Raw genomic sequence first — 26,372 nt, forward strand, 5'->3', positions numbered from 1 at the left:
GCGAACGGTCGTCCGTCGTCCGACGCCGCACCGGCGACGCCTCTCAGGGTCATTTAAAAAACGGTCGGAAAGCGATCGATGGGGCGCGTCCCCGAGCCGCACTCAGTCGTCGGCGGTTGCGGGGTCGTCGGCGGTGTCGCTCGCGCCGGGGACCTCCGCGTAGGGGTCGTACCCCTCCGCGCTCTCGTAGAGGTGACAGCCGATGCCGCGGTCCCCTTCGACGTCAGATTTGGTCTCCAACGGCGGTGAGACCGTGTCACAGACGTCGCCGATGTACTCCTGACACCGGTCCTTGAACCGGCAGCCGGTGGGGACGTCGACGGCGTCGCCGACCTCGCCCTGGAGCTCGACGCGCTCGCGTCCGAGGTTCGGGTCGGGAACCGGGACGGCGTTGACGAGCGCCTTCGTGTACGGGTGTTTCGGGTTCTCGATGATCTCGTCGGTCGGGCCGTACTCGACGATGCGGCCGAGGTACATGATCGCGAGCTTGTCGCACATGTGCCGCAGCAGCGAGAGGTCGTGGCTGATGTAGACGACCGAGAGCCCGTACTCCTCGTTCATCCGTTCGAGCAGCTGCAGGACGCCGGCCCGGAGGCTGACGTCGAGCATCGACACCGGCTCGTCGGCGACGATGAAGTCGGGGTCGAGCACCAGCGCCCGCGCGATGGCGACCCGCTGTCGCTGTCCGCCCGAGAGCTCGTGGGGATAGCTGTCGAAGAACTTCTCGGCGGGCGTCAGCCCCGCGAACTCGAGCGACCGCGCCACGCGCGCGGTCTTGTTCCCGATCTCGTGGATCTGTAGCGGCTCGACGAGCGTGTCGTACACCGTCCGCTTTGGGTTGAGCGACTCGAACGGGTCCTGGAAGATCATCTGGGCGCTTCGTCGGAACGCCTTCAGCTCAGGGCCCTCCAGGTTGGTGACGTTCTCCCCCTTGTAGTGGACGGTCCCGCCCGTCGGTTCGTACAGCTTCGCGAGGGTCATCCCCGTCGTCGTCTTCCCACAGCCGGACTCGCCGGCGAGTCCGAGGGTTTCGCCCTCCTCCAGCTCGAAGCTCACGCCGTCGACCGCGTGGACGTAGTCCGGGTCGTCGCCGCGTAGCTTGTTCGTGATCGCGCTGACGAGCCCCGTGTCGACCGGGAAGAACTTCTCCATCTCCTCGACGCGCAACAGCGGCTCGTCGCTGTCGTCGTCGCCGAGGGTGACGCGGTCACTCATTGGGACACCTCACGGGCCGCCTTCGTCTCCTCCCACGTCGCGCGCTCGTCCGCTCGGTCGCGGAACCCGCCGTCGATCTGGTCGACGTGGTGACAGAACGTCCGGAGGTCGTCGGCGTGGTCCGTCACTTCCGGCGGGTCCTCGCTGTAGCAGACGTCCGTCGCGAGCGGACACCGGTCCGCGAAGCGACAGCCCGTCGGCGGATCGACGAGCTCCGGCGGGTGGCCGGGGATGCTCACGAGGTCCTGGTTCGGCTTCCGGATGTTGGGGAACGCGCCCTTCAGACCGACCGAGTACGGGTGATACGGCTTGTCGAAGATGGTCGACGCCGGCCCCTCCTCGGCGACCTTGCCCGCGTACATCACGACGACGCGGTCACACGTCTCGGCGACGACGCTCACGTCGTGGGTGATGATCATCATCGACGAGTTGATCTCGTCTTGCAGCGCCGAGATCCGCTTGAGGATCTGGTCCTGCATGATGACGTCGAGCGCCGTCGTCGGCTCGTCCGCGAGGATGAGCGCCGGGTCGAGCGACAGCGCCATCGCGATCATCGCACGCTGGCGCATCCCTCCCGAGAACTGGTGGGGGTAATCGTCGGCGCGGTCTGGGTCGAGCCCGACGAGCTCGAACAGCTCGTCGACCCGTTCGTTCGCCTCCTTCTTCGACATCTTCCGGTGGGTGAAGATCGACTCCAGGATCTGTTCACGCACCGTGTAGACGGGGTCGAGCGCGTTCATCGCGGACTGGGGGATCATGGAGATCTCGTCCCACATGATCCGCCGCCGTTCGGCCCCGGTCAGCTCGGTGAGGTCCTCTCCCTTGAACCGGATCTCGCCGCCGGCGACGTAGCCGTTCTCCTCGAGGATCCCGAGGATCGCGTCGGCGAGCGTCGTCTTCCCGCAGCCGGACTCGCCGACGATGCCGAGGTTCTCCCCCTCGTCGATCGAGAAGGAGACGCCGTCGACCGCCTGAACGGGTCCCGCGCTTGTTTCGTAGTGAATCCGTAGATCGTTTACTTCCAGTAGGGTCATTCAGTGCCTCTTGCGGAGTTTCGGGTTGGTGATCTCCTCGTAGCCGCGGCCGATAAGGAAGCCGCTGATGACGACGAGTGCGATACAGATCCCCGGCGGTACGAACCACCACCACGTGCCGAAGCTCATGGCGTTGTACGTGTGGGCGCTCTGTAGCATCGTGCCCCACGACACCTGGCTGGGGTCGCCGAGCCCGAGGAACGAGACGCCCGCCTCGGTCAGGATCCCCCAGCCGATCGCGAACGCCGCGTACAGGAACGTCAGGGGAAGCACGTTCGGGGCGATGTGTCTGGAGATGATCCGCCAGTCGCTCGCGCCGGCCACGCGGGCCGACTGGACGAAGGGGCGCTCGCGGAGCGAGAGCACCTGCGACCGGATGACCCGGGCCGACGAGCGCCACTGCAGCAGACAGACCGCGATGATGACGTTGAAGAAGTTCGGTCCGAGGTACGCGACCATGAGGATCACGGTCGGCAACAGCGGGAGACCGTACGCGATGTCGACGATCCGCATCAACACGTCGTCGGTCCGGCCGCCGTAGTAGCCGGCCGTGAGCGCGACCATCGTCCCGACGGTCGCCGTGATCACCGCGGCCGCGAAGCCGACGATGAGCGCGGGGCGCGTCCCGAAGATCAGCTGGCTGAAGATGTCGTACCCCTCCGCAGTCGTCCCGAGGAGGTGACCACCCTCGCCGCCGAGCCAAAAGGGCTCGAACCACTGCGAGATGAGGATCCCGTCGGCGCCGTACTGTCGCTCCAGCGGGTCGTGGGGCGCGATCAGCGGCGCGATCACCGCGATCACCGCGAAGAAGGCGATCGTGACGATCCCGAACACGACGAGCGCGTCCTGCTTGAGCAGCCCCCACTGCTCGGCGAGCGTCTCGCGCCACAGTTCGTACGTGCGCTGTAGCTTGGTGCGGTCGTCGCCGATGTCCGCGTACTCCTCCAGGTCGCTGAAGATCGATTCTCCGGGTTCGTCTTTCACTCCCATCTGTGTGCCTCCGATTCAGTCATACGTCACCCGTGGGTCGAGATAGCCGTACGCCAGGTCCGCGATGAAGTTCATCGTGATCACGAACCCGGCGAGCATGATGAACGCGCCCTGCGCGACCGGGAAGTCGCGTCGGATGACCGACCGGACCATCTCGCGGCCGAGGCCGGGCCACCCGAACACCGTCTCGATGAGGACGGAGCCGCCGACGGCGAAGCCGAGCGACACCGCCGCCGCCGTGACGATCGGCAAGAACGCGTTGCGTGCGGCGTGTTTGAAAAGCACTGTGCGTCGCTTGAGTCCCTTCGCCTCACAGACGTCGATGAACTCCTCGCCGAGGATCTCCAGCATGCTGTTCCGCATCAACAACAGCGGATAGCCCATCGCGTAGAAGGCGAGACACGCCGCTGGGGCGATGAGATGCCAGAAGAAGTCGAGCGAGAACACCATCGCGAGGAAGCTGTCCGGGCTGGCCCCGGGCGAACGCATCCCCGCCATGGGGATGACCCCGAGGTACGCGCCGAACACCCACAGCACGAGGATCCCGACCCAGAAGGTCGGCATGCTCCGCTGGACGAGCGCGAGGACGATACCGCCCTTCTCGAACTTCGTTCCCCGGCTCGCGCCGACGAAGACCCCGAGGATCACGCCCGCCGTGTACGCCATCGTGAACGCGGCGAGCATCAGGATGAGCGTGTTCGGCAGCAGGCGGAAGATCACGTCCTGAACCGGCTCACTCGTGTGGAACGACCGACCGAAATCGAGGAAGACGGCGTTAGTCAGGAACGAAATGTACTGTTCGTGCATCGGTGCGTTGAGTCCGAAATCCTCGACGATCTGACGGCGAGCCTCGGCGTCCATCCCCGGCGAGAGGATATAGGACGTCGGGTCGCCCGGCATCAGTCGGAAGATAACGAAAAGCATGGTCCCGACTGCCCAAAGCGTGAGGACGAGCTGGAACACCCGACGGATCGCGAATTCTAGTTTACCCATGTGTTTCGAAAGTCAACGGTTGAAAGGCGGTACACCTGTGTCAGTCGATCAGTTCGGGTAGTGCGCGTAGCCGTCCTCGTCGAAGAGGAAGCCGGCGTCCTCCATGACCGCCAGACCGTTGTCGACGCCCTCCTCGTAGATGGTGATGTCGTCGGTGTAGAGGTCCTCGAACGCGGAGGTGACGATGGAGGTGCCGATCTCGCCGAAGCCGTACTGGAGCTGGTCGCGGACCGCGGTCTTCGGGATCGCGTGGGCCAGCGCCTGTCGCACGGGGAGCTCCCCGAGTGGCTCCTCGCGCAGGTTCATGCTGAAGTGCCACCAGGAGTCGCTGGGGGTCTCCGCGATGCTGATGTTCGGCTCCTCCTGGTTCTCGAAGAGCTGACGGCCGACCCGCGAGAACGGGAGGTAGTCGATCTCGCCGTCACGGAGCAGCTGCCAGTTGGTGGACTCCTCGGGGATGATCTGCCAGAGGCGGCGGCTGAACGGCATCTCGATCCAGTGGTCGTCGTTGCGAACGAGCGAGAACTCCTCGCCGCGGTCCCAGTAGTCGAACTGCATGACGCCGGAGCCGACCGGCTCCTCGACGACCTCCTGAAGCGGGTTGTCGATGTCCTCCCAGATGTGCTGGGGCAGGATGGCGATCTCCGCCGAGAGGATCTGGTGGAGCGGGCCGACCGGCTGCGTGAGGTTGAGCTGGACCGTGCGGTCGTCGATGACCTCCGCGTCCTCGTAGAGGGAGCGCTGCACGGCGAACGCCGGCATCTCGTGCTCCTGGATGTAGTTGTACGTGAACGCGACGTCCTCGGCGGTCAGCTCCTCGCCGTCGTGCCACTGGTGATCGCGCAGGTGGAAGATAACGGTCGTTTCGTCCTCGAGCTCCCAGTCCTCCGCGAGGCTGAGGTCCGGGTCCGCCTCGACGGCGTCGTCGAACCTGACCAGGTAGTCGTAGATCATGCGGTTCTGCACGCGAACCTTCGTCTGCGTCCGAACGTTACTGACGGGACTGAGGTTCTCGAGGACCTCCGCCCAGGTGCCCCACAGCTCGTCGTCGTCCCCGATCGGTTCGATGTGCATCATCGTCCACAGGTAGTTGAACCCGCGGATGTGGCCCTCGAAGTTCTCCCAGGTCTCGTTGTTGTACGCCATCAGCTCCGCGACCTCGATGATCGGGGTCATCGGAACGTCCTCGGAGATCTCCTGCTGGATGTCCTGCCACTGGTCGCGGCGGGCGGCGGGGTCGGTTTCCATCTGCTGGGCGTCGAGGAGCTCGTCGACCGTGTCGTCCTCGTAGCCGTAGAAGTTGCCCTCGCCGGGGCCGGTGTTCCGGGAGTGGAACATCTCGACGATACGGGTGGCCGGGTCCACGCCGAGCCCACGGGACCACGTCGAGATCCCGTAGTCGTAGTCCTCGGTTACCTGTCCGAGCAGCGTCCCCCATTCGAGCACTTCGACGTCGACCTCGAGGCCGACTTCCTCGAGCTGGTCGGCGACGAGGTTGATGGCGTCGTGCCGGGCCGGGTTGTAGTTCTCGGGGTTGTTCAGGTAGGTGACGGCGGGAAGCTGCTCCCCGAGGTCGTCCGGGTCTGCAGCGCTGGAACCGCTGTCGTCGTCCGGGTCGTCCTCCGCACAGCCTGCGATCGCAGCCGTCGCACCGACAGCTCCGATGGAGCCGGCGCGGCGAAGGAAGGAACGTCGGTTGTACTGATCTGTGATATCGCGCATCAACTAAGTGGACTCATGGCGAGGTATAAGCGTTTCGCAATTATTCGTATGATTGATATACTTTTAAATAATGTAAATGTCAACGATGGTCGAAACAAACCCATACTCCCCGAAGAGTATGGTTTCGATCACGTTTCCCGACGAATAATACCCGTACCGGCACCTCTGGAACCGTCCCGAACACCCGATCAACGACCGATCGAAATACGCGATCGCCTTTATATAGTCATGCCATGAGAAGGCATGTATTGGACGATCACAGGCAACTTCCGTGGATAGTCACGTGTCGTTCCGTGGCTAGTCGCGTGTCGCTTCCGTGACAGCCACGCGCCGCCTCCGTGACAGCCACGCGCCGCTTCCGCGATCTCGGTTCCGGCTCCGGTACAGTTAACTCCCGCATGCGGCACTGGTGATGTATGTCATGGTACGCTGACGAGGGGCTCGTCGGGATCCGACGGGACCTCCACCGCCACGCCGAGGCCGGCTGGAAGGAGTTCAGAACCACCGCGCTCGTCGCCGAGGAACTCGAACGACTCGGCTACGACGTCGCGCTCGGTCCCGACGCGGTCGTTCCCGAGAAGCGTCTCGGGCTCCCGAGCGACGACGTGCTTGCGGCGGCCGAGGATCGCGCACGCGAGGCTGGCGCGCCGGAAGCGTACCTCGAGCGGATGGACGGGATCACCGGGGCCGTCGCCACTCGATCGTTCGGGGACGGCCCGGTCGTCGGGGTCCGGGTCGACATGGACGCGCTCGAGCGCGACGAGTCGCGGGCGGACGACCACCGACCGGCCGCGGAGGGGTTCGCGAGCGTCAACCCCGGGGAGATGCACGCGTGCGGCCACGACGCCCACACGGCGATCGGGATCGGGATCGCCCGCGAGTTCGCCGACGCCGACGGCACGGACGAGGGGTTCGACGGGACGCTCAAGCTGTTCTTCCAGCCGTCGGAGGAGGGCGGTCGCGGCGGCCTCCCGATGAGCGAGACCGACCACCTCGACGACGTCGACCTGCTCGTCGCGCTCCACGTCGGGCTCGACGAGGAGACGGGCACGGTCGTCACCGCCTACGAACACCCCCTCTCGAACGCGAAGCTCGACGTCGAGTTCTCCGGTGCACCCGCCCACGCCGGCGGCGCGCCCAACGAGGGCCGGAACGCGCTACAGGCGGCTTCGACGGCGATCACGAACCTCTACGGGATCCCCCGGCACGGCGACGGGGTGACCCGGGTCAACGTCGGAATGGTCGAATCGAGCAACGCGCAGAACGTCATCTCCGAGCGGGCGACGCTCCGCGTCGAGGTGCGGGGCGGGACGGCCGACCTCAACGAGTACATGCTCTCACACGCGAGACGGATCGTCGACGGCGCGGCGTCGATGCACGACGTCGACGTCGGGACCTCGCTGTACGGCAAGACGACGACGTTCGAGGCGGACGACGAGGCCGCGACGCTCGTCGCCGAGGCGGCCGCGGGCCTCGACGCGGTCACGGAGGTCCGGCCGCGAAAGGAGTTCGGGGGGAGCGAGGACGCCTCCTACCTGATCCGGCGAGTCCAGGAGTCCGGCGGGATCGCCACGTACGTCGGGATCGGCGCGAGCAACGTCGCTGGCCACCACACCGCCGAGTTCGACATCGACGAGGAGTCGATGCGGATCGGCGTCGACACCGTCGTCGAGGCGCTTCGGTCCTTCTGAGGCGCGCCGCACGGCGTTCGGGGCGGTTCCTGCCTTCGCGATCCCCCACCCTTCGATCCGGGGAAGCGGAAGGTTCACCCCCTGTAGCCCGTCCGTGACGTACTTCGGACGTACCGAGGATCCGGCGCTCGACCCATGATTACGAATATCGTAGCGTATCTTCGAACGACGCACTTATTACGCTCGGTACATACGTATCTCGTAATGTCGGACGCCTACATCGCGCTGGCCGACGGACGCGTGTTCGAAGCACGCGGCCGTGCGCCGGGGCGTACACGTGGTGAACTGGTGTTCACGACCGCGTACACTGGGTACGAGGAGTCGCTCACCGATCCCTCCTACGCCGAACAGGTCCTTACCTTCTCGTACCCGTTGATCGGGAACTACGGCGTCCGATCGGAGCGATTCGAGTCCGACTCCGTCCAGCCGCGCGCGGCGATCGCCCGCGAGCTCACCGCCGACGTCGCGGAGTGGCTCGCCGCCGAGGGCGTCCCGGCGGTCGACCACGTCGACACCCGCGAGATCGTGACCTCCGTCCGCGAGGAGGGCGCGATGGCCTGCGGGATCGTCGCCGGCGAGGACGTCACGCCCGAGGACGCGATCGCCGAGATGGAGGCGTGCGTCCCGATGAGCGACCACGTCGACATCGGCGCGGGAGTGTCCGTGTCGGAGCCGGTCGTCCACGAGGGCGGCGGCGAGGTCGACGTGGCGCTCATCGACTGCGGCGCGAAGGGGTCCATCATCTCGTCGCTGACGGAACGCGGCGCGGACGTCCACGTCTTCCCGTACGACGCTGCCGCGACGGAGGTCGCCGCGGTCGACCCCGACGTCCTGTTCGTCTCGAACGGCCCCGGCGACCCGGAGAACTTCGTCGACGCACAGGCGGTCGTCGACGCCTTCGCGGGCGACCTCCCGATGGCCGGCATCTGTCTCGGCCAGCAGATCGTCGCGAGCGCGCTCGGCGGCACGACGGAGAAGATGGCGTTCGGCCACCGCGGCGTCAACCAGCCCGTCAAGGACCTCCGGACGGGGAAGGTCGTCATGACGACGCAGAACCACGGCTACACCGTCGCCGACACCGGTCCGCTGGAGGTGACCCAAGTGAACGTCAACGACGACACCGTCGAGGGGCTCGACAGCGAGGAGCTCGACGTCATCACCCGCCAGTACCACCCCGAAGCGAACCCCGGCCCGCACGACTCGCTCGGCTTCTTCGACGACGTGCTGGCGCTGACGGACACCCGGACGCGCGTCGCGGCCGACTGACCACGGTCGCCGCCCGAACGGTCACCCGATCCGCCCGACCGCTCTCCCCCGTCCGACCGCACGGAGTACCAGTTCCCCTCCCCGACCCACCGCTTCTCCCGCCCACCCCGCCGCATCTCGCTCCGCGACTCGGCGCCTTTCTCACCCAATCCACCGCTTCTCGCCCGGCGAATCGACGCTTCTCGCATCCGGACTCCTCGACACCCACGTCCCCGGTCCGGCCGCCGTTCGACCCCGACGACGGCACGTTCCGGCGGCGTTTTGTCGCGTCGGCCCGGAGGGATCGACGTGACACGCGATATCCTCCTCACGAACGACGACGGAATCGACGCGGTCGGGCTGCGGGCGCTGTACGACGCGCTCGCGGCCGATCACGACGTGACCGTGGTCGCGCCGGCGACGAACCAGTCCGGGGTCGGCGGGGCCCGGTCGTGGTGGGACACGACCGTCCAATACTCCGAGACCGACCTCGGGTACGCCGTCGAGGGAACGCCCGCCGACTGCGTGGCGGTCGCGGACGTCGCGCTGGGCCTCGACCCGGACCTGGTCGTGTCTGGCTGTAACCACGGGCCGAACATCGGCGCACACATCCTCGGACAGTCGGGGACCGTCGGGGCCGCGATGGAGGCGTCGTTCCTCGGGATCCCGGGGATCGCGCTGTCGCTGTACGACCGGGGGAACCTCCCGATCTCCCCGACGGCCGGCCACGGCGACTTCGCGCTCGCCGGCGAGGTCGCCGCGGACCTCGTCACGCGGTTCGAGGACGAGGGGTTACCGCTCGGGGCCGACGTGGTGAACGTCAACGTCCCCGCCGCCGACGACGAGGCGGCGGCCGACCCGACCTACCGCGTGACCGAGCCCGCCCGCGGGTTCGACGTTATCGAATACCACCCGGGCGACGACGCCCCCTCCGAGGGCGGGTCCGCCGGGCGGCGCGGCGAGATGGGGATGGAGCTTCGCGACCGCTTCTGGCGGGAGTTCCTGCGCGGCGACGTCGCGGACGACCCCGGCTCCGACCGGCTGGCCGTCGTCGAGGGCGAGGTGAGCGTCTCGCCGTTGGCGACCTCGCGCGCGGTCGCGAGCGACCGGGTGGGCGAGACCGTTTCGCTCCCGGCGGACGAGTGACTCCGGTGCCATCCCGATCCCGACGCGCCCGCGAAGCCCGTCGTTACCGGCGACCGCCCGGGTTTATTCCGAGGCGTCGTGTACGGCCGATATGACCGTCATCGTCGGGACGTCCGCGGCGGACGAACAGGCCGGTCCGATCCGGGAAGCCCGCCGTCTCGCCGCGGGGCTCGGTGAACCGCTGCACGTCGTTCACGTCTACTCGGAAGCGGAGTTCGAGACCGCGACGACGGGCGAGGACGGTGGGGCCCGTGCCTTCGGGGAGGTCAGGGCGGACGCCGAGGCCGTCGCGGAGGCCGCCCTCCGGGCCGCGCTGGGCGATGCGAGCGAAGACGGCGGCGTGTTTGAGCCGCCGGTCGAAGCGGTCGGGCTCGTCGGCGACCCCGCGACCGAGCTGGTCGAACACGCGACACACGCGGACGCGAGCCTGCTCGTGGTCGGCGGTCGGCGACGGTCGCCGGTCGGGAAGGCGATCTTCGGCAGCATCACGCAGGACGTCCTCTTCGAGGCCGACTGTCCGGTCGTCGCCTGCTTCGACGCCGTCGAGGACGACTGACCGTCCCCCTCGCCGCGGCCCGCTCCGCTTCCTCACCGCACGATCCGCCGAAACGGCTCTGTTGAAATCCTGTTATTCAACCATGTTTGCGTCTGAAACAGCGGGTCACTGAACGGTGCTAATTAATCAAGGCGGCGTTGCCGCTCCGCCCAGAACATAAGTTCGTCTCGCATTTCTTCAGGTACATCTCCAAAGAGACAGCCAAGACGGTTTCCAAGGTTTTGCCAGCTTAGCTTATTGAATGTCCCTTCTGAATATGGACCCCCCTCCAATGCGTCTTCCCACCCCTGATGAAAGGTACGTTCGCGGCTACTATCGAGTGGCTTCCGCTTATCCGCCTCGTACATCAAAATGGAATCTGATGACACCATGCGTGGTATATCATGTTAGTTCATAATAAAACCTCATCTGGACCTACTGGTTCGGCGTATGTAGTTCTGAAACTACGCTCAAAACCTGACCAATACGTGGACTTCCTGTACAGAAGAGATATATGTGCCTGTGTCTACAATTTACAAAGTGAAGCGTCGAGAATATATCATCTTAGGAGGTGCCTCTGTGAGTGCTGCTGTTTCTGGCTGTTTGGGATCACTGGGGCCAGGTAGACGTGATAAACCGTGGGTCACCTTGAGTTTGTTTTCATCTGATATTATACGAAAATTCCATAGCGAGCAGTATCTCGAGATACACCCGTCGCAGGCAAACGTAGAGGGACGGAACTTACCTCCTGAAAATCAAGAACATCACATCAGCGTAGATGTCACTGTATTAGCACAGTACGGCGTGGATTTAGAGAACCTATCAGTAGAACCGACCCAAGAGCGTGAACGACCTCCCGACTACTCCCCAGAAGTGACCCGATGGACGGGGAGGCTCCCCGAAGAACCCAACACGGACATCGACACAGTAGAGATGGCTGATGGGATGATCGATCTCGTTCTTACCACGCCGGAAAATATAACGCAAGCAGATCCAATCGGGTTGAATTTGACAGGGTTCGACTGTATCGATGTCGAAGCAATGACTACGGCCAGTTACGACGTTCAATCGTCCGATGACCATGTGAATCCCTCTCAGCATGAATTCCAAGTTTTCGATCCGCAGCAACTTCCACCCACGTTATACCCAAGAGGCATGATGGAAAACAGTGATACACAGGTACTCACTATTGATTGGCTCGTGCCGGAAACTGAGGAAGTAGTGATGGAAATCGATACGTCTACGATGGATGAATACGGAACGATCCGAGGGCCAGTAATTGAAGAGAAAGTGCGTGGTGGAGTCTTAAAGACAGCAACGATCAATGGTTCGACGGTTTCGATGAGATTGCTGCCGGATTCGGACAGCGATTTCGCCTCGGTTCAGGTCCGTCTCAATGGTGTAGAAATACGCAACACAGCAGAAGGGCTATTATACCAAATGACTGTCGAAGGCGACACTCATGAGACAGTAGAGACGAAACCGTTTGACATTGAAACGGAACCAACACCAGAATGAGAACGTTAGGTAGCCGCCTTATTCCGATGAGTGTGATAGGAATTGCCTGCTGACTACACCCTCCGTATCTTGCACACCGCTACGCAAGAGTCAGATGTCTCGGGATTTATGCTGCAGATCTCCTATACTGACCGAAACCGAGTCAGGTTATATCCGGCTACGAAGGATCTCAACAGAGCCGCCGAAACCGTTTCGACACCTCAGAGAGACCGTCTCCACCCCGTCGAAAACGTTCTCTGCGGTCAGCGCCGCTCCCCGAGCGCGATGTCGAGCGCGTCTTGATAGCGCCCGTCGTCGATCGCGAGCCGTGCACGCTCCGCGACGGCCGACGAGACACGACCCGCACGGTCCAAGTCGTCGACGAGAGCTCGCACGTTTCTGGCTTCCCACTCGGTCATGTCCGAGCCGACGACCGCCCGACGGTTAGTACGGGACGCCCGTTCGCCCCGATTCAGTCGAGTTATCCCGGTTTGGCTCGCCGTACCGACCGGTAGTCCCGTCGTATCGGTTCCCGATCACGGTCGGCCGTCGATGGATCGGCCGTCGGTGAGTCGGCCGTCGATGGGTCGGCTCGACGGCGCGTTTAAGTAGCCGACGGCGGAGTCGTCCGTATGGACGACCTCGCGTGGGAAACGACCGACACCGAGATCGAGTACCGCTGTCCCGGCTTCGACGTCCGCCGCGACGACGTTCGGTTCCCGGACGGGACGGACGCGGCGTTCCACTACGTCGACGAGCCGCCCGCGGTCGTCGTCCTCCCGTTCACGCCGGCGGGCGACGTCGTCGTCATCGACGAGTGGCGGCAGGCCGTCGGTCGGGTGAATCACGGGCTCCCCGCCGGCACCGTCGAACCGTCCGACGCCGACGACCTCGAGCGCGCGGCCGCCCGGGAGCTCGCCGAGGAGACCGGGTACGAGGCGGCCGCCTTCGAGCACCTGATCACCGTCGAGCCGACGAACGGGGTGTCCGACTCCGTTCACCACCACTTCCTCGCCACCGGGTGTGAGCCGACGGCCGAGCGCGACCTCGATCACAACGAGTCGATCAGCGTCGACGTCGTCGACTACGACGACCTGCTCGCCGGGGTCGTCGACGGCCACCTCCGCGACGGTCGGACCGCGACCGCGGTGTTACAGTACGAGCTCACGCGTCGCTGACGCGCCGGGTGCGGGCCCGCTGGATGGCGACGAACGGAGGGAAACGAACGGAGGGAAACGAACGGAGGGAAACGGACGGAAGGAAACGGACGGGAGGAAAGGACTGCTCACGGGACGGACAACCCTTTGACCGTTCGTTCCCAACGACGACCGATGACGGACACCTCCCGCGACGACGATCCCGTCGCCCCGTCGGCCGGCGACGGCGGTGACGGCGACGACGCCGTCGATCCCTCCGGAACGACACCGCCCGACACGGACGGCGGCGACGCCGCCGACCCCCTCGATACCGATCAGAGCACCGGGGATGCCTCGGGCGACTCTCCGGCCGTCGCGATCGCCGCGGCGCTCGGGCTCGGCGTGCTCGGCCCGCTCATCGCGTTGGTCGGCGGGATCGGCGTCTTCGCGCTCGACGTCGTCTTCGAGCTCTCGCTCGTGGCCCAGCTCGTGCTCACCCTGTTCGTCGGCCAGTACGTCGCGTTCGCCGGGCTGGCCGTCGCGTACCTGGCCTGGCGCGGGCTCGACCGGTCGGGGATCGTCGAGTATCTCGGCGTCCGCCGTCCCTCCCTGTTGGAGCTGGGGATCGTCGTCGTCGGGTGGGTCGCCATCCTGATCTCCGTGATCGGGATCTCGGTGATCATCCAGCTCATCGGGGTCGAGACCGCGGCGAACCAGAGCGCTGAGGTCGCCCTCCAGAACCCGGCGATCGTCCCGCTGTTCATCCTGGCGTCGTTCCTCGTGATCGGACCGTGCGAGGAGCTCCTCTACCGGGGCGTCGTCCAAGGGCGGCTCCGCGAGTCGCTGCCGGCCGCCCCTTCTATCGTCATCGCCTCCGCGATCTTCGCGCTCATCCACGTGATGGCGCTGACCGGCGGGATCACGGGGCGGCTCACGACCGTCGCGATCCTCTTTTTCCCCAGCCTGATCTTCGGCGTGGTGTACGAGTACACGGGGAACATCGTCGTCCCGTCGCTGTTACACGGCCTCCACAACGCCGTGATCTTCACGCTGTTGTACGTCAGCGTGGTGTACTTCGACGAACTGGAGGAGATGGCGGAGGCGGGAGCGACGCTCCTGCCGGTGTGACGGCTCGGGGCCACGCGGTGACGACGAGGGAAGCGCCCGGCGAGCCGCCCGCACGACGGCCGTTACGACGGACGGATGACGACGCGCGACGGCCGCACGGCTCGGGGTCGTTGGCGGACTGAGGGGAGTAAGCCCCCTTCGGTTCATCCCGACATTCGGCTAAGCGTCCGTGCCGTGGCCGGACTACCTGATGGCACGGACTTGCACCGGCGAGGATTCGCCGTTCCATCCGTTCCCGCCCGTCGCCCGCGCGGCGGTGCCGCGCGGCCCGGGCGTGGCGTCGGTCGCCACGCGCCCTCGGTGGGTTAACTCCCTTCCCTTGCGGGTCGGTTCGCGCGTTCGCGGGCGAACCCGTGAACGCCGGCGGCCGCCGACGGCGGCCGCGCGCACCTCATCGGTCGGGGCGGGGGGTGTCGTTGCTGTTCCAGAGCCAGCCGTCTCCGACTCCGGGCGTGTGCCCGGTCGCCCGTCCGGCCGGTGGGGGGACTTTCCTCATGCGTGTGCACGGGAGTCGGGCTCCCTCTGTCCACCGATCGGTACCCAACGACGACCAATAAGGGGTTCGGTCGGTCGGACCCCGACCCGGCGCGGAAAGGTTACCGAACTGTCAAGCGTCCCTCGGACGCCCGTAGATCGAACCATACCGTCCCTGGTCCGTGTTCCCGGCCGTAGCGTCCCTCACGAACGTTCATCGACAAGGGAAGCGTTCAAGTCGTCAGCAGCACAAGCGGAGGTATGTCCGAGGCCCAGACCGTTCAGCTTTCCTACGACGACGGGGCACGAGCGGTCGAACTCGCGCGAGAGGCAGTCGAGTCGTTCGTTCGACAGGGACAGCGGGAACAACCCGGCAGCATGCGGGAGGCGTTCTACGCCCGAACGGGTGCGTTCGTCCGCCTCCAGTCGACCCGTGGTCGCGGTCGGCTTCGGGGCTGTGCGGGCGCGTGGGACTCCTCCGATCAGTTGGGCCACTCTATCGTCGAGGCGGCGATCCAGGCGGCGTCCGGCGACTCCTGCGGGTCCGAGGTCGAACCCAAGGAGCTCGACAACATCACCGTCTCCGTCTGTATCGTCTCGAACACCGTCCTCACCAACGACCCGCTCGCGGACCTCGAGCTCGGAACCCACGGCGTCGCGGTCGACGGCGGCAACTCCCACGGCTGGCTCTATCCGACCCTTCCGGTGGAGAACGGCTGGTCCGGCGCTGAGTTCCTCTCACGCGCGTGCCGGAAGGCGAAGCTCTCCCCGAACGCCTGGCAGGACGAGGACACGATGGTGACGCTTATCGAGGGGCAGGTGTTCCGCGAGCGCCCCGACGGCGGCGCCGTCGAGGAGCTGTAGGCCGCACCCGCCGTCACGACCGTTCGGTCGGCCCGACTCAGTCCCCGCCGGCTCCCGTTTCTCCGGCGTATCCGACCCGCTCCGCGTCCGCGAGCGCCCGCTGCGTCGCGGCGTCGAGGTCGAACGCCTCCGCGCCCCCGTCGACGAGCTCCCCGTCCCGGAGGAGCGGGCGCAGCAGCGGCTCGCCGCCCTCGGGGCCCGGTCGGTCGGCGAGGACGACCGCGTGACCGCCGTCAGCGGTGCGGTACACCTCCTTCGTCCCCGAGAGCTTCCCGCGTTTCGCGCCCGGGCGGTCGTCGACGGAGACGATGTCGAGCGCGAAGTCGACCGGATCGGCGTTCGAGACGTACCCGCCGACGCCGAAGCCGTCGACCACGTCGGCCAGCTCGCGGAGGTCGGCGGGACCGAGCCCGCCGGAGACGTACACGTCGACGTCGTCGTGGTCGCGGGCGCCGAGCTCCCACTGGACCTCGCGGATGATGTGTCTGAAGTCGCCGCGCCGCGACCCCGTCGTGTCGAGGCGCACGCCTGCGAGCCGGTCGCCGAGCGCCTCGACCGCGCGGAGGACCTCGTCGCGTTCGTCGGTGTAGGTGTCACACAGCGCGATCCGGGGGACCGACTCGTCGACGGCGTCGTCGAACGCGCGCCACGCCGCCTCCTGCTCGCCCGGCCCGAAACAGATCATCAGTGCGTGCGGCATCGTCCCGGACGCCTCCCGTCCGATCAGGTCGCCGGCGGCGACGTGTGAGAACCCGTCGAACCCGCCAACCAGCGCCGATCGCTCCACCGTCGCGGCCATCGCCGGATGGACGTGTCGCGCCCCGAACGACAGGACGCTCGCGTCCGGCGCGGCCACGCGACAGTCGAGCGCGGCGGTGGCGATCCCCGACGCGTGCGAGAGGAACCCCAGAAGCGACGTCTCCAGCCGCGCGAACTCGAGGTACTCCCCTTCGATGCGCATCACCGGCCCGCCGTCGAACAGCCGTCCCTCGGGGATCGCGTCGACGTCGACGTCACGGCCCTCGAGCAGCGCGACCGCGTTCTCGAGCCCGGCGAACAGCTCGAACTCCCCGTCCGGGAACTGGTCCGCCGTCACCTCGACGACGACGCGGGGGTTTCGGCCGGCCGCCTCCAGGGTCGCCTCCGTCCGCTCGAAGTAGGCGTCGGTCGCCCGTCCCTCGCGGATCGCGTCGGCGTCGACGATGTCGAACTCCGTCATGACGTGAGGTTTTCCGGGCGGACACGAAAAGGGTCCGGGTCACGGGTGAGCTCGCCCGCGTCGCGTTCGGAAAGCCGCCGGCTCGGCGGTGTCGGAACCGCACTGTCGCCCGCGACACTAACGACCGGTCTCATCTCCGGCGGCGTGCCGTGTCGACCGGGAAACCCTCGTGGCGGGCGACCGCCTACGTGGCGGCGGACGTGTCGCCGGCGGACCGGCGACCGATATGTACCGTGCCTGGGTTCTCCGCGTCGTCATCGCTCCCGTCCGGGAGTACTCGCGCGGGGACTTGTGGCACGCGACCGGTGGTAGCCGTCGGGGACGGTTAAAGGGTCCGACGCGTCGATGTCGGTCCTAAACGTTGATACGCCGGATCCGTCCCGAACGCCGATACGCCGAGTCCGTCCCGAACGCCCGTCCTCCTCACTCGCCTTTCTCGCTGCCGGCGACGCGGACGGGTCCGTCGTCAGCGTCTCGCGGTTCGTTCACGGAGACGGGGTCGATCCCGCGGCGGCGGGCGTCGAACTCCGAGAGGACGTACACCAGAGCGACGAGGAGGACCACGCCGATCGGGAGCAGGACCAGCGGCGTGATCCCCGTGAGCCCCCAGACGAGCAGGAGCCCGACGGCGACGCTCCCGACCGTGACCGCGTAGTACAGCTGCGTGCGGACGTGGTCGATGAGGTCCGCGCCGGTGAACGTCGCCGACAGCACGGAGGTGTCGGAGATCGGCGAGCTGTGGTCGCCGAAGATCGCGCCCGAGAAGATGACGCCGACCATCACCGCCACCAGCGTGTGGCCCTCCGCGCCGCCGCCGCTGATCTCCCAGGCGACCGGGACGGCGATCGGGGTCATGATCCCCATCGTCCCCCACGAAGTTCCGGTCGAGAAGGCGATGAACGCGGCAACGACCAACACGAGCGCGGGCAACACCGACTGCGGCACCGTGCCGACGGTCGCGTCCGCGACGTAGCTGCCCGTCTCCAGCGCTGAGATGACCTCGCCGATCCCCCACGCGAGCGCCAGGATGGACACCGCCGTGAGCATGATCCCGAACCCGTCGATGGTGTACTCGGTCGCGTCGGCGACCCCGAAGATCCCGTACGCCTTCCCGAGCACGAAGCCGGAGACGACCATCGCGAACGCGCCGATCATGAGCGCGGTCGCGTAGTCGGCGTCGATGACGGCGGTCCACAGTTGGTCGCCCGCGGTACTCGGGTCGGTCACGAGCGTGACCGCGGAGAGCCCGCCCGTCCAGAACGCCGTGCCCACCGTGACCGCGATGAGCACGGCGACCGGGAGGAAGAAGTTGATCAGCCGCGGGGTCGACGCGGGGGGCTCGCCGAGGTCCGCGGCCACGTCCTGCATCGGGACGGCCTCGTCACGGGTCACCTTCCCCTCCGTCCACGACCGGTGTTCGGCGGTGAGCATCTCCCCGTAGTCGCGCCGCCAGAGGACGATGATGACGACCATGGCGATCGCGAGAATGGAGTACATGTTGAAGGGAATCGAGTTCAGAAACACCTCGAACGTGCTGGGGCGGTCCGCGGCGGCGACGCCGGCCTCCGCGTACCCCTCGTCGATGAGCGACAGCTGGAACGCGACCCACGAGGAGATGCCGAGCGTCGCCACCGGGGCCGCGGTGGAGTCGACGATGTACGAGAGCTTCTCCCTGGAGATCCGCAGCTGGTCGGAGACGTCCTTCATCGTGGAGCCGACGATGGCGGTGTTGGCGTAGTCGTCGAAGAAGAGGACGACCCCGAGCCCCCACGCCGCCAGTCCCGCCTTGCGCTGGGTGTCGAGCCGCTTGACGGCCCAGTCGCGCACGGCGTACGTGCCGCCGAGGTTCCACACCATCGCGACCCCGGAGCCGAGGAGCAGGGTGAACACGATGATCGTCGCGTGGAAGTCGTCGGCGATCGCGGCGACGATCCACTCGAACGTCTGGACGATCCCGAGCCCGCCGGTGTAGATGACCGCCCCCGACCAGATGCCGAGGAACAGCGACAACACCGCTTTCCGGGTGATGATCGCCAGGACGATAGCGAGCAGCGGCGGGACGATCGACAGCGCTCCGAACTCGGACATGGCAGAGTCCTGTGTCGGGGAGACACTTAAGTATCGACCTCGTACGGCGATCAGAGACGGTCCCCCGCCGTCGAGTCGGCGGTTTCGCTCCGGATGCTCGTCGGATCGGCGGCCCTTTCCCCCGTATTTCCGTCGGATAAGCGGCTCCTTCGTCGCCACTCCGGGCTATCGACGAGCCGCCCGGTGGACCGCCGTCGCGCCGCCGCGTGCCGGCGGGATCGGCGCGTATCCGAACGCACTTACGTGTCTGTGACCCAGTGACGCACAATGTCAGTACGAGTCGGTATCCTCGGTGCGACCGGGGCCGTAGGCCAACGGTTCATCCAACTGCTCGACGACCACCCGACCTTCGACCTCGCGGCCGTCACCGCGAGCGCCGAGAGCGCGGGGAAGACGTACCGCGAGGCGGCCAAGTGGCGCGTCGACACGCCGATCCCGGACGACGTCGCCGGGATGGAAGTCGTCGCGACCGACCCCGGCGCGGTCGCCGACGCGGACGTCGACCTGCTGTTCTCGTCGCTCCCGTCCGGCGTCGCCGCGGAGGTCGAGCCCGCCTTCCTCGAGGAGGGGTACGTCGTCTCCTCGAACTCCTCGAACGACCGGATGGCCGAGGACGTCCCGCTGACGATCCCCGAGATCAACCCCGAACACCTCGGGCTCATCGACGTGCAGCGCGACGAGCGGGGCTGGGACGGCGCGCTCGTGAAGAACCCGAACTGCTCGACGATCACGATGGTCCCGACCCTGGCCGCGCTCGACGAGTTCGGCCTGGAGACGGTCCACGTCTCGACGCTGCAGGCCGTCTCCGGGGCCGGCTACTCCGGCGTCACGTCGATGGAGATCATCGACAACGCGATCCCGCACATCGGCGGCGAGGAGGAGAAGATGGAGACGGAGTCCCGCAAGCTCCTCGGCGCGTTCGACGGCGGCGAGGTGCGGCTCCACGACGCCGAGGTCACGGCCTCCTGTAACCGGATCCCGACGCTTGACGGCCACCTCGAGAACGTGTTCGCGGAGCTCGACGCCGATCCCTCCCGCGAGGAGATCCGCGCGGCGATGGAGGGCTTCGAGAGCGCCGACCTGTACAGCTCGCCCGACCAGCTGATCAAGGTGTTCGGCGACGACGAGCCCGACCGGCCACAGCCTCGCCTCGACCGCACGTACGCGGGCGGGATGGGGATCGTCGCCGGCGGCGTACAACACACCGCCGCGGGGATCAAGTACAACTGCCTCGCGCACAACACGGTCCGCGGCGCGGCGGGCGCGTCGCTGCTGAACGGCGAACTGCTCGTCGAGGAAGGGTACGTCTAACCGCGCGGTTCCGCACTCCGTCGGCCCGGCGCTCGTGGCTCGTCTCCAGCGTCACTTCGCCGACTCGAGGCTCACCGTCGCACCGCCCGACAGCGACCGGAGGGGTGCGACCTCGTCGATCTCGGCGACCACGTTCACCGGGCTCGCCGCGCGCGGTTCCGCACCGTCGCTCGCGGGCGTCGGTCCCCAGAAGAGACACAGCGCGTTCCCCTGCGGCCAGTACGCGACCGCGCCGACGGGGACCGTTTCGCGGGCGTTCTCCGCCGGGACGTCGACCGGGGTACGGACGTACAGTTCATCGCCCCAGCGGCTCGCTTCGCCGGCGATCGGGAGGGCGTCCGCGATCGCGTCCCGCGTCGTCGGCGCGTCGTCGGTCCAGGTCGCCCGCAGCGTGTGATCGCCGACGCGGATCGTCAGGTCGCTCATGGGGCCGCCGTCGCGGCCGGACGACTTGATACTCACGCCGACGGCGCTGTTGAACGCCTCTCCTGACGACACGTCCTCGTCCGCAAGGGCCGATCGCTGAAGGATGCGGACCGACCGATCCGCCACGAGCCGTGTTTATAAGTGATGGCGGGAGATACCGTTGATACTTATAAGCGGTTATGACAGAACGGCGGAGGCGGCGGAGGTGGCGGGGGCAGCGGGGGCGGTGTGGCGATGAACGAGGAGCGAATCCCGTACCGTGTCGTACCCGTGCTCTACTCCTACCGTACCCGTCGTCCCGAACCGCGGCCTCACCCTCCCCAACCTCGCCGCGGCTGCTTTATAAGCAGCCGCGGGCTCCCTCGCGCGCGTTTCTCGCGCGCGCCGACCGCGTTCTCTCGCAGACGCCGACCGGCTCGGCCTACTTCCCCTCGAACTCCGGCTCGCCATCGCCCATGAACGCCGTGAGCCCCTCCATGAGGTCGTCGGTGTTCATCACGTGGCCGAAGCCCATCGCCTCGACCTCGAGCCCGGCCTCCGCGTCGGTCCGCCCGGCGTGCATCGCGCGTTTCGTGTATCGCTGGGCGATCGGCGGCCCGGCCGCCAGGTCCGCCGCGAGCTCCCGGGCCCGGTCGTCGATCTCGTCGTTGTCGACGAGTTCGTTGATGAACCCGTACGACTCGAGCGTCGCCGCCTCGTAGCGGTCGGCGGTGAAGACGATCTCCTTGGCCCGCCCCTCGCCCACGATCCGGGCGAGCCGCTGGGTGCCGCCCCAGCCCGGGAGCAGGCCCAGGTCGTGTTCGGGCTGTCCGAGCTCCGAACGCTCCGAGGCGACCCGGAGGTCCGCGCAGGTCGCGAGCTCCATGCCGCCGCCGAGACAGTAGCCGTCGATGCCGGCGACGACCGGCTTGTCCGACGATTCGAGCTTCCCGAAGGTCGCTTGCCCCTTCCGCGAGAGCTCGACGGCGGCGATCGGGTCGGCCCCGCCGGCCGCCATGCTCTGGACGTCGGCCCCGGCCGAGAAGGCGCGGTCGCCCGCGCCGGTGAGCAGGATCGCCCGCACGTCGTCGTCCGCGTCGAGCGCGTCTATCGCGTCGGCGAGCTCGTCGAGGAGTTCGTCGCTGATCGTGTTCATCCGGTGGGGCCGGTCGATCTCGACGTGGCCGACCCGCTCGTCGACCGTGACCGACAGCGTCTCGTAGGCGTACCGGTCGGCCGAGCCGTCGCCGTCGGAACCGCCGGCTCCGTCCCCGGCGGCGTAGAACCCGCCCGCGTCGGCGGCCTCGCGGAGGTAGTCGACCGCCTCGTAGCGGGCCTCGCCGGTCTCCTCCGCCAAGGCGTCGAGCACGGCGACCAGCTCGTCGAGGCCTTCCGCGTCCGCGAGCTTCGCCGGTCCGTCGGGGAAGCCGGCCCCGAGCGTGACCGCCCGGTCGATCGCGTCGGCGTCCGCGACGTCGTCGCCGATGAGGCCGGCGACCTCGTTGGCCATGAGCGCGAGCAGTCGGCGACGAACGTCCGCGTCGGTCGCGTCCGACGGGATCTCGGCACCGCCGTTCTCGTAGTCGTAAAAGCCCTTGCCGGACTTCTTGCCGAGCTCGTCCGCCTCGACCTTCTCGGCGAGCAGCGGGCACGGACGGTACGCGTCGCCTGACACCTCGTGCATGTACTCGAGGACGTGGAACCCCACGTCGATGCCGACCTGATCGGCGAGTTCGAACGAGCCCATCGGGAGCCCCATGTCGAACTTCGTCGTCGAGTCGACCGTCTCGATCGTCGCGTCGCCGGACTCGACGATCCACGCCGCCTCGTTCATCAACGGCACGAGCACCCGGTTGACGATGAACCCGGGGCTGTCCTTGCGGACGCGGACCGGCGTCTTCCCCATCGACTCCGCGAGCCCCTCGACGAGTTCAAGGGTCGCCTCGTCGGTGTGTGCGCCGGCGATGACCTCGACGAGGTCCATCCGGACCGGCGGGTTGAAAAAGTGCATCCCGCAGAACCGCTCGGGGCGGTCGGTGACCTCCGACAGCTCCGTGATCGAGAGGCTGGAGGTGTTCGTGACGAGGACGGCCTCGGCGGGGACGTACTCGATGACCTCCTCGTACACGTCCTTCTTGATCGACATCTTCTCGGGGACGACCTCGATCACCACGTCGGCGTCCCCCACCGCCGCCTCGAGATCGACGACGGGGTCGATGCGGTCGAGCGCGGCGTCGGCGGCCGACTCCTCGATCCGGTCCCGCTCGACGAGCTTCCCGAGCGACCACTCGATCTGCTCGTAGCCGTTCCGAACGAACTCCTCGTTGATGTCCCGCATCGCCACGTCGTAGCCGGCGAGCGCGGCGACCTCCGCGATGCCGTGGCCCATGTTCCCGGCCCCGAGCACCGCGATACGCTGGACGTCTTCGAGCTCCATGTCCATGCCCGAGCGATCGGAACGCCCGCGGTTCAACGTTTCCATCTTTGAAACGAGAAACCGAGTGGCTGTTTATTATCGGAACAGTCGCCGTGTCGGGTCCGCCGATCACTCGGGAGTCGCGTACTTCCGCACGGTCGACGCGATCAGCGGGACCTCGTACTCCTCGCCGTTGTACGCCTTGTACATCAGGAACACCCACGCGATGAGGGCCACGGGCGCGAGCAGCAAGCTGCCGAGCCCGAGCAGGGCCGCGGCGATCCAGCCGACGACGGGGATCAGCGCCAGCACGGTCGAGACGACCGTGAGCACGATCGACGCGACGAACAGCCCGCCGAACACGGCAGTGCTCTGTACCGCGTGAAACCGAACGAACGCGTCCTCGGGCTCCAACACGTAAAAGAGGATCCCGGTGAACGGTCCGAGCAGATAGCTCAGCGCGCCGGCGACGTTGGCGTCCAGGCCGGTTCCGGTGTCGGCGGCGTCGTCCCCGGCCACCGCTTCTTCGGACCCGATATCCGCCGACGGGCTTGCCCCCTCGCCGACCCCCTCGTCCACGCGTTCTTCCGCACTCGACTCCCCGTTCGCGTGCTCGTCGGTTTCCGACTCCGCCGTGGCGTCCTCGACCGAAGACGATGTGTCTGTTACCATATGTCTCGTTCCGGTACTGGTACGCTCACTGATGTATTAAAGATACACTCCGTATCGGGGCGCAGGCCGACTCCGAGCGTCGAAACGCCCCGCTGGTCCCCGTCGAACCGCCGTCCGCTCGCTCAGTCGTCGGCTGCGGCGATCAGGTTCCGCAGGTCGTCGCCCGACTCGAGCGCGGCGACGTTGTCGGCGACGATGTCCGCGAGCCGGTCCCAGTGTTTCGGTGTGTGTCCGCCGGTGTGGGGGGTGATGAGGCAGTTCTCCAACCCCCAGAGCGGATGGTCCGCGGGGAGCGGTTCGGGGTCGGTCACGTCGAGTGCGGCCCCCCGGATCCCGTTCGACCGGAGCGCCGACACCAGCGCGTCGGTGTCGACGATCCCCCCGCGGGCGGCGTTGACGAGGACGGCGTGGGGCGACAGCGTCGCGAGCTCCGACTCCCCGATCAGCCCGCGGGTGAGGTCGTTGAGCGGGCAGGCGAGGACGACGTAGTCGCTCCGGGCGAGCACGTCGTGGATCGCGTCCGTCTCGAACCCGACGACTTCGTCCGTCGGACCGCCCTTCGAGGGGGTGTACCGGACGCCGAGCGTCTCCACGTCGAACCCCTGCAGGCGATCGACGACCTCCTGACCGATCGAGCCCAGCCCGATCACGGCCACCGTGCTTCCGGCCAACTCGAACGACTGGAAGTGGCGCCACTCGGCGTTCGACTTGCGCCGCCACCCCTCGTGGAGCCGTCGGGCGAAGACGAGCATGTTGCCGATCGACTGTTCGGCGATCCCCGGCGCGTGGATCCCCCCCGCGTTCGTGACGGCCACGCCGTGCTCGGCGAGCGCGTCGACCGGTACGTGGTCGGTGCCGGCGAAGGTGCAGGCGAACAGCTCCAGCCGGTCGGCGTCCGCGACGAGGTCCTCCTCGACGGAGATCCCCGTGACGACGCGGGCCCGAGGGACGAGCTCGCGCTCGTCACGTGGCGTCCGCGCCAGCGCGACTTCGTGGTCGGGGAGCCGCTCCCGAAGCCGGTCGGCGTACGATTCCATCGACAGTCCCTCGGTCCCCTCGCGGAGGACGACGACGTCTGGCTGATCGCTCATTGGTGAACACGCCGCCGTACGGCGGTGATGTCCGGTGTTCGACGGTCGGCTACTTACCTTTTTTGTAGTCGAAGTACACGATGATCGTGTACGTTTAAGTCCGTCCGCGTGCCACGGGAGCACATGACGGAGCGCGTTTCCGATCGACTCGTCGAGCTGCGCCGAGGGTTCCACCGCCATCCGGAGCCCGGCTGGCGCGAGTTCTACACGACCCACCGGCTCGTCGAGGAGATCGAGCGCCTCGACGTCGACGAGCTCGCGGTCGGCCGCGAAGCCTACGATCCCGACGACCGGATGGCGGTCCTCGACGACGACGCGTACGAGCCGTGGGTCGAGCGCGCGCGCGAGCGCGGAGCCCGCGAGGACGTCCTGGAGCGAACCGCGGGCGGCGTCACCGGCTGCGTGGCCGTCCTCGACCGCGGCGAGGGGCCCGCCGTCGGGCTCCGCGTGGACATCGACGGGCTGTTCATCGAGGAGTCGACCGACGAGGACCACCTCCCCGCCCGCGAAGGGTTCCGATCGGGGATCGAGGGGGCGATGCACGCCTGCGGCCACGACGCCCACATGACGTGGGGGCTCGCCGTCCTCGAGGCGGTCGCCGCAAGCGACTTCGCCGGCCGGTTCGTCGTCTTCTTCCAGCCCGCCGAGGAGCTGAGCGGCGGCGGCCACCCGATGGCGGAGAGCCGCTTCGCCGACGGGCTCGACCGGCTGTTCGCGGTCCACGTCGGGCTCGATCACCCGACCGGACGGGTCGTCGCCGGGATCGAGCGTCCACTCGCGATGTGTCACGTCGACGCGGCGTTCAAAGGCGTGTCCGCGCACGCGGGGAAGGCACCCGAGGAGGGCGAGAACGCGATGCAGGCGCTCGGCACCGCCATCTCGAACGCCTACGGGATCCCACGGCATAGCGGAGGAATGACCCGGGTGAACGTCGGCTACGCGGAGGCTGGCAGCGCGAGCAACGTGATCGCCGATCACGCCCGCGTCGAGGCGGAAGCCCGCGGCGAGACGACCGCGCTGATGGAGTACGCGAAGTCCCGGCTCGAACGGGCGTTCCGAGGGGCCGCCGAGTCACACGGCTGTTCGCTCGAGTTCGACGTCGTCAGCGAGTCGCCGCGCGCGGACAGCGACCCCGCGCTCGTCGATCACGTCGCGAGCGTCGCCCGCGGGGTCGACGGGGTGACGGAGGTCGTCCCCACCGCGGACTTCGGCGCGAGCGAGGACGCGACGTTCCTGATGGAGCGCGTTCAGGCGGACGGCGGGCTCGCGACGTACCTCATCGTCGGTACCGACCACCCGGACTCCCACCACACGCCCGCGTTCGACGTCGACGAACGGAGCCTCCGGATCGGCGTCGACGTCCTGACCGAGTCGATCCTACGCGTCGAGGGGACCGACGACGGCCCCACGGGAACCGAAGCCGCCGAGGGAAGCGACTGTCGTTCGGAGCGAAACGGGAGGTAGGGTGCTCGATCGGAGCGAAACGTGAGGAGGGTGCTC

General features: G+C 67.3%; 22 protein-coding genes and 1 other RNA gene. 10 read left to right on the forward strand and 13 right to left on the reverse strand.

What is annotated here, in order from left to right:
• Positions 1-102: 102 nt before the first annotated feature.
• From GRS48_RS00245 to GRS48_RS00265, 5 genes are read right to left on the reverse strand one after another with little or no spacing between them, the layout of a single operon-like run.
• A complete protein-coding gene (locus GRS48_RS00245) occupies positions 103-1,215 on the reverse strand; it encodes an ABC transporter ATP-binding protein (protein ID WP_159482948.1) in 1,113 nt (370 codons plus the stop codon).
• The gene (locus GRS48_RS00250) at positions 1,212-2,249 is read right to left on the reverse strand and encodes an ABC transporter ATP-binding protein (protein WP_159482949.1); all 1,038 of its coding nucleotides are present in this window, start codon (positions 2,247-2,249) and stop codon (positions 1,212-1,214) included. Before GRS48_RS00250 ends, GRS48_RS00245 begins: the two co-directional genes overlap by 4 nt.
• On the reverse strand, positions 2,250-3,239 hold the full coding sequence (locus GRS48_RS00255; RefSeq protein ID WP_159482950.1) for an ABC transporter permease: 990 nt from the start codon (positions 3,237-3,239) through the stop codon (positions 2,250-2,252).
• Between the two features lie 15 nt (positions 3,240-3,254).
• Positions 3,255-4,232 (reverse strand): ABC transporter permease, encoded by a 978-nt coding sequence (locus tag GRS48_RS00260; protein WP_159482951.1) that lies wholly within the window; start codon positions 4,230-4,232, stop codon positions 3,255-3,257.
• A gap of 48 nt (positions 4,233-4,280) precedes the next feature.
• On the reverse strand, positions 4,281-5,954 hold the full coding sequence (locus tag GRS48_RS00265; protein WP_159482952.1) for an ABC transporter substrate-binding protein: 1,674 nt from the start codon (positions 5,952-5,954) through the stop codon (positions 4,281-4,283).
• 416 nt (positions 5,955-6,370) lie between these two features.
• Here GRS48_RS00265 and GRS48_RS00270 point away from each other — a divergent pair, with 416 nt between their 5' ends.
• The 5 genes from GRS48_RS00270 to GRS48_RS00290 all read left to right on the forward strand — a co-directional run bounded on the left by GRS48_RS00270 (position 6,371) and on the right by GRS48_RS00290 (position 12,089).
• Positions 6,371-7,645 (forward strand): amidohydrolase, encoded by a 1,275-nt coding sequence (locus tag GRS48_RS00270; RefSeq protein WP_159482953.1) that lies wholly within the window; start codon positions 6,371-6,373, stop codon positions 7,643-7,645.
• A 204-nt stretch (positions 7,646-7,849) separates the two neighbouring features.
• On the forward strand, positions 7,850-8,911 hold the full coding sequence (gene carA / locus GRS48_RS00275) for a glutamine-hydrolyzing carbamoyl-phosphate synthase small subunit (RefSeq protein ID WP_159482954.1): 1,062 nt from the start codon (positions 7,850-7,852) through the stop codon (positions 8,909-8,911).
• A 288-nt stretch (positions 8,912-9,199) separates the two neighbouring features.
• Positions 9,200-10,036 (forward strand): 5'/3'-nucleotidase SurE, encoded by an 837-nt coding sequence (gene surE, locus GRS48_RS00280; protein ID WP_321168212.1) that lies wholly within the window; start codon positions 9,200-9,202, stop codon positions 10,034-10,036.
• 91 nt (positions 10,037-10,127) lie between these two features.
• Positions 10,128-10,592, forward strand: a complete 465-nt coding sequence (locus GRS48_RS00285; protein ID WP_159482956.1) for a universal stress protein — start codon at positions 10,128-10,130, stop codon at positions 10,590-10,592.
• A 519-nt stretch (positions 10,593-11,111) separates the two neighbouring features.
• Entirely contained in the window at positions 11,112-12,089 is a 978-nt protein-coding gene (locus tag GRS48_RS00290) for a hypothetical protein (RefSeq protein WP_159482957.1), read from the forward strand.
• A 242-nt stretch (positions 12,090-12,331) separates the two neighbouring features.
• On the opposite strand, the gene GRS48_RS00295 is transcribed toward GRS48_RS00290, so the two are convergent.
• Entirely contained in the window at positions 12,332-12,487 is a 156-nt protein-coding gene (locus GRS48_RS00295; RefSeq protein WP_159482958.1) for a hypothetical protein, read from the reverse strand.
• Between the two features lie 213 nt (positions 12,488-12,700).
• Between GRS48_RS00295 and GRS48_RS00300 the strand changes: the two genes are divergently transcribed.
• Together GRS48_RS00300 and GRS48_RS00305 are read left to right on the forward strand one after the other, a co-directional pair.
• A complete protein-coding gene (locus GRS48_RS00300) occupies positions 12,701-13,246 on the forward strand; it encodes an NUDIX hydrolase (protein WP_159482959.1) in 546 nt (181 codons plus the stop codon).
• 153 nt (positions 13,247-13,399) lie between these two features.
• A complete protein-coding gene (locus GRS48_RS00305) occupies positions 13,400-14,332 on the forward strand; it encodes a CPBP family intramembrane glutamic endopeptidase (RefSeq protein WP_159482960.1) in 933 nt (310 codons plus the stop codon).
• A gap of 116 nt (positions 14,333-14,448) precedes the next feature.
• On the opposite strand, the gene rnpB is transcribed toward GRS48_RS00305, so the two are convergent.
• Positions 14,449-14,859, reverse strand: an RNA gene (gene rnpB / locus GRS48_RS00310) — RNase P RNA component.
• Between the two features lie 208 nt (positions 14,860-15,067).
• On the opposite strand from rnpB, the gene GRS48_RS00315 reads away from it, so the two are divergent.
• Positions 15,068-15,670 carry a TIGR00296 family protein gene (locus GRS48_RS00315; RefSeq protein ID WP_159482961.1) on the forward strand — a complete coding sequence of 201 codons (603 nt, stop codon included), beginning with the start codon at positions 15,068-15,070 and terminating at the stop codon, positions 15,668-15,670.
• Between the two features lie 37 nt (positions 15,671-15,707).
• On the opposite strand, the gene GRS48_RS00320 is transcribed toward GRS48_RS00315, so the two are convergent.
• Both GRS48_RS00320 and GRS48_RS00325 read right to left on the reverse strand, forming a co-directional pair.
• Positions 15,708-16,889 carry a nicotinate phosphoribosyltransferase gene (locus GRS48_RS00320; RefSeq protein WP_159482962.1) on the reverse strand — a complete coding sequence of 394 codons (1,182 nt, stop codon included), beginning with the start codon at positions 16,887-16,889 and terminating at the stop codon, positions 15,708-15,710.
• 423 nt (positions 16,890-17,312) lie between these two features.
• A complete protein-coding gene (locus GRS48_RS00325) occupies positions 17,313-18,977 on the reverse strand; it encodes a Na+/H+ antiporter NhaC family protein (protein ID WP_159482963.1) in 1,665 nt (554 codons plus the stop codon).
• 267 nt (positions 18,978-19,244) lie between these two features.
• Here GRS48_RS00325 and asd point away from each other — a divergent pair, with 267 nt between their 5' ends.
• On the forward strand, positions 19,245-20,288 hold the full coding sequence (asd, locus tag GRS48_RS00330; RefSeq protein WP_159482964.1) for an aspartate-semialdehyde dehydrogenase: 1,044 nt from the start codon (positions 19,245-19,247) through the stop codon (positions 20,286-20,288).
• Between the two features lie 51 nt (positions 20,289-20,339).
• Here the strand turns inward: asd and GRS48_RS00335 are convergent, their stop codons facing one another.
• From GRS48_RS00335 to GRS48_RS00350, 4 genes are all read right to left on the reverse strand, one after another.
• Complete coding sequence (locus GRS48_RS00335) at positions 20,340-20,714, reverse strand: cyclophilin-like fold protein (RefSeq protein ID WP_159482974.1); 375 nt, start codon at positions 20,712-20,714, stop codon at positions 20,340-20,342.
• A gap of 421 nt (positions 20,715-21,135) precedes the next feature.
• Complete coding sequence (locus GRS48_RS00340) at positions 21,136-23,130, reverse strand: 3-hydroxyacyl-CoA dehydrogenase/enoyl-CoA hydratase family protein (protein ID WP_159482975.1); 1,995 nt, start codon at positions 23,128-23,130, stop codon at positions 21,136-21,138.
• A 108-nt stretch (positions 23,131-23,238) separates the two neighbouring features.
• Positions 23,239-23,781, reverse strand: a complete 543-nt coding sequence (locus GRS48_RS00345) for a DUF4870 domain-containing protein (RefSeq protein WP_200840176.1) — start codon at positions 23,779-23,781, stop codon at positions 23,239-23,241.
• 122 nt (positions 23,782-23,903) lie between these two features.
• On the reverse strand, positions 23,904-24,872 hold the full coding sequence (locus GRS48_RS00350) for a D-2-hydroxyacid dehydrogenase (RefSeq protein WP_159482965.1): 969 nt from the start codon (positions 24,870-24,872) through the stop codon (positions 23,904-23,906).
• A 123-nt stretch (positions 24,873-24,995) separates the two neighbouring features.
• On the opposite strand from GRS48_RS00350, the gene GRS48_RS00355 reads away from it, so the two are divergent.
• Complete coding sequence (locus GRS48_RS00355) at positions 24,996-26,336, forward strand: amidohydrolase (RefSeq protein WP_159482966.1); 1,341 nt, start codon at positions 24,996-24,998, stop codon at positions 26,334-26,336.
• The last annotated feature ends 36 nt before the right edge of the window (positions 26,337-26,372 follow it).

This window comes from Halorubrum sp. JWXQ-INN 858, from assembly GCF_009806985.1.
GTDB lineage: Archaea > Halobacteriota > Halobacteria > Halobacteriales > Haloferacaceae > Halorubrum.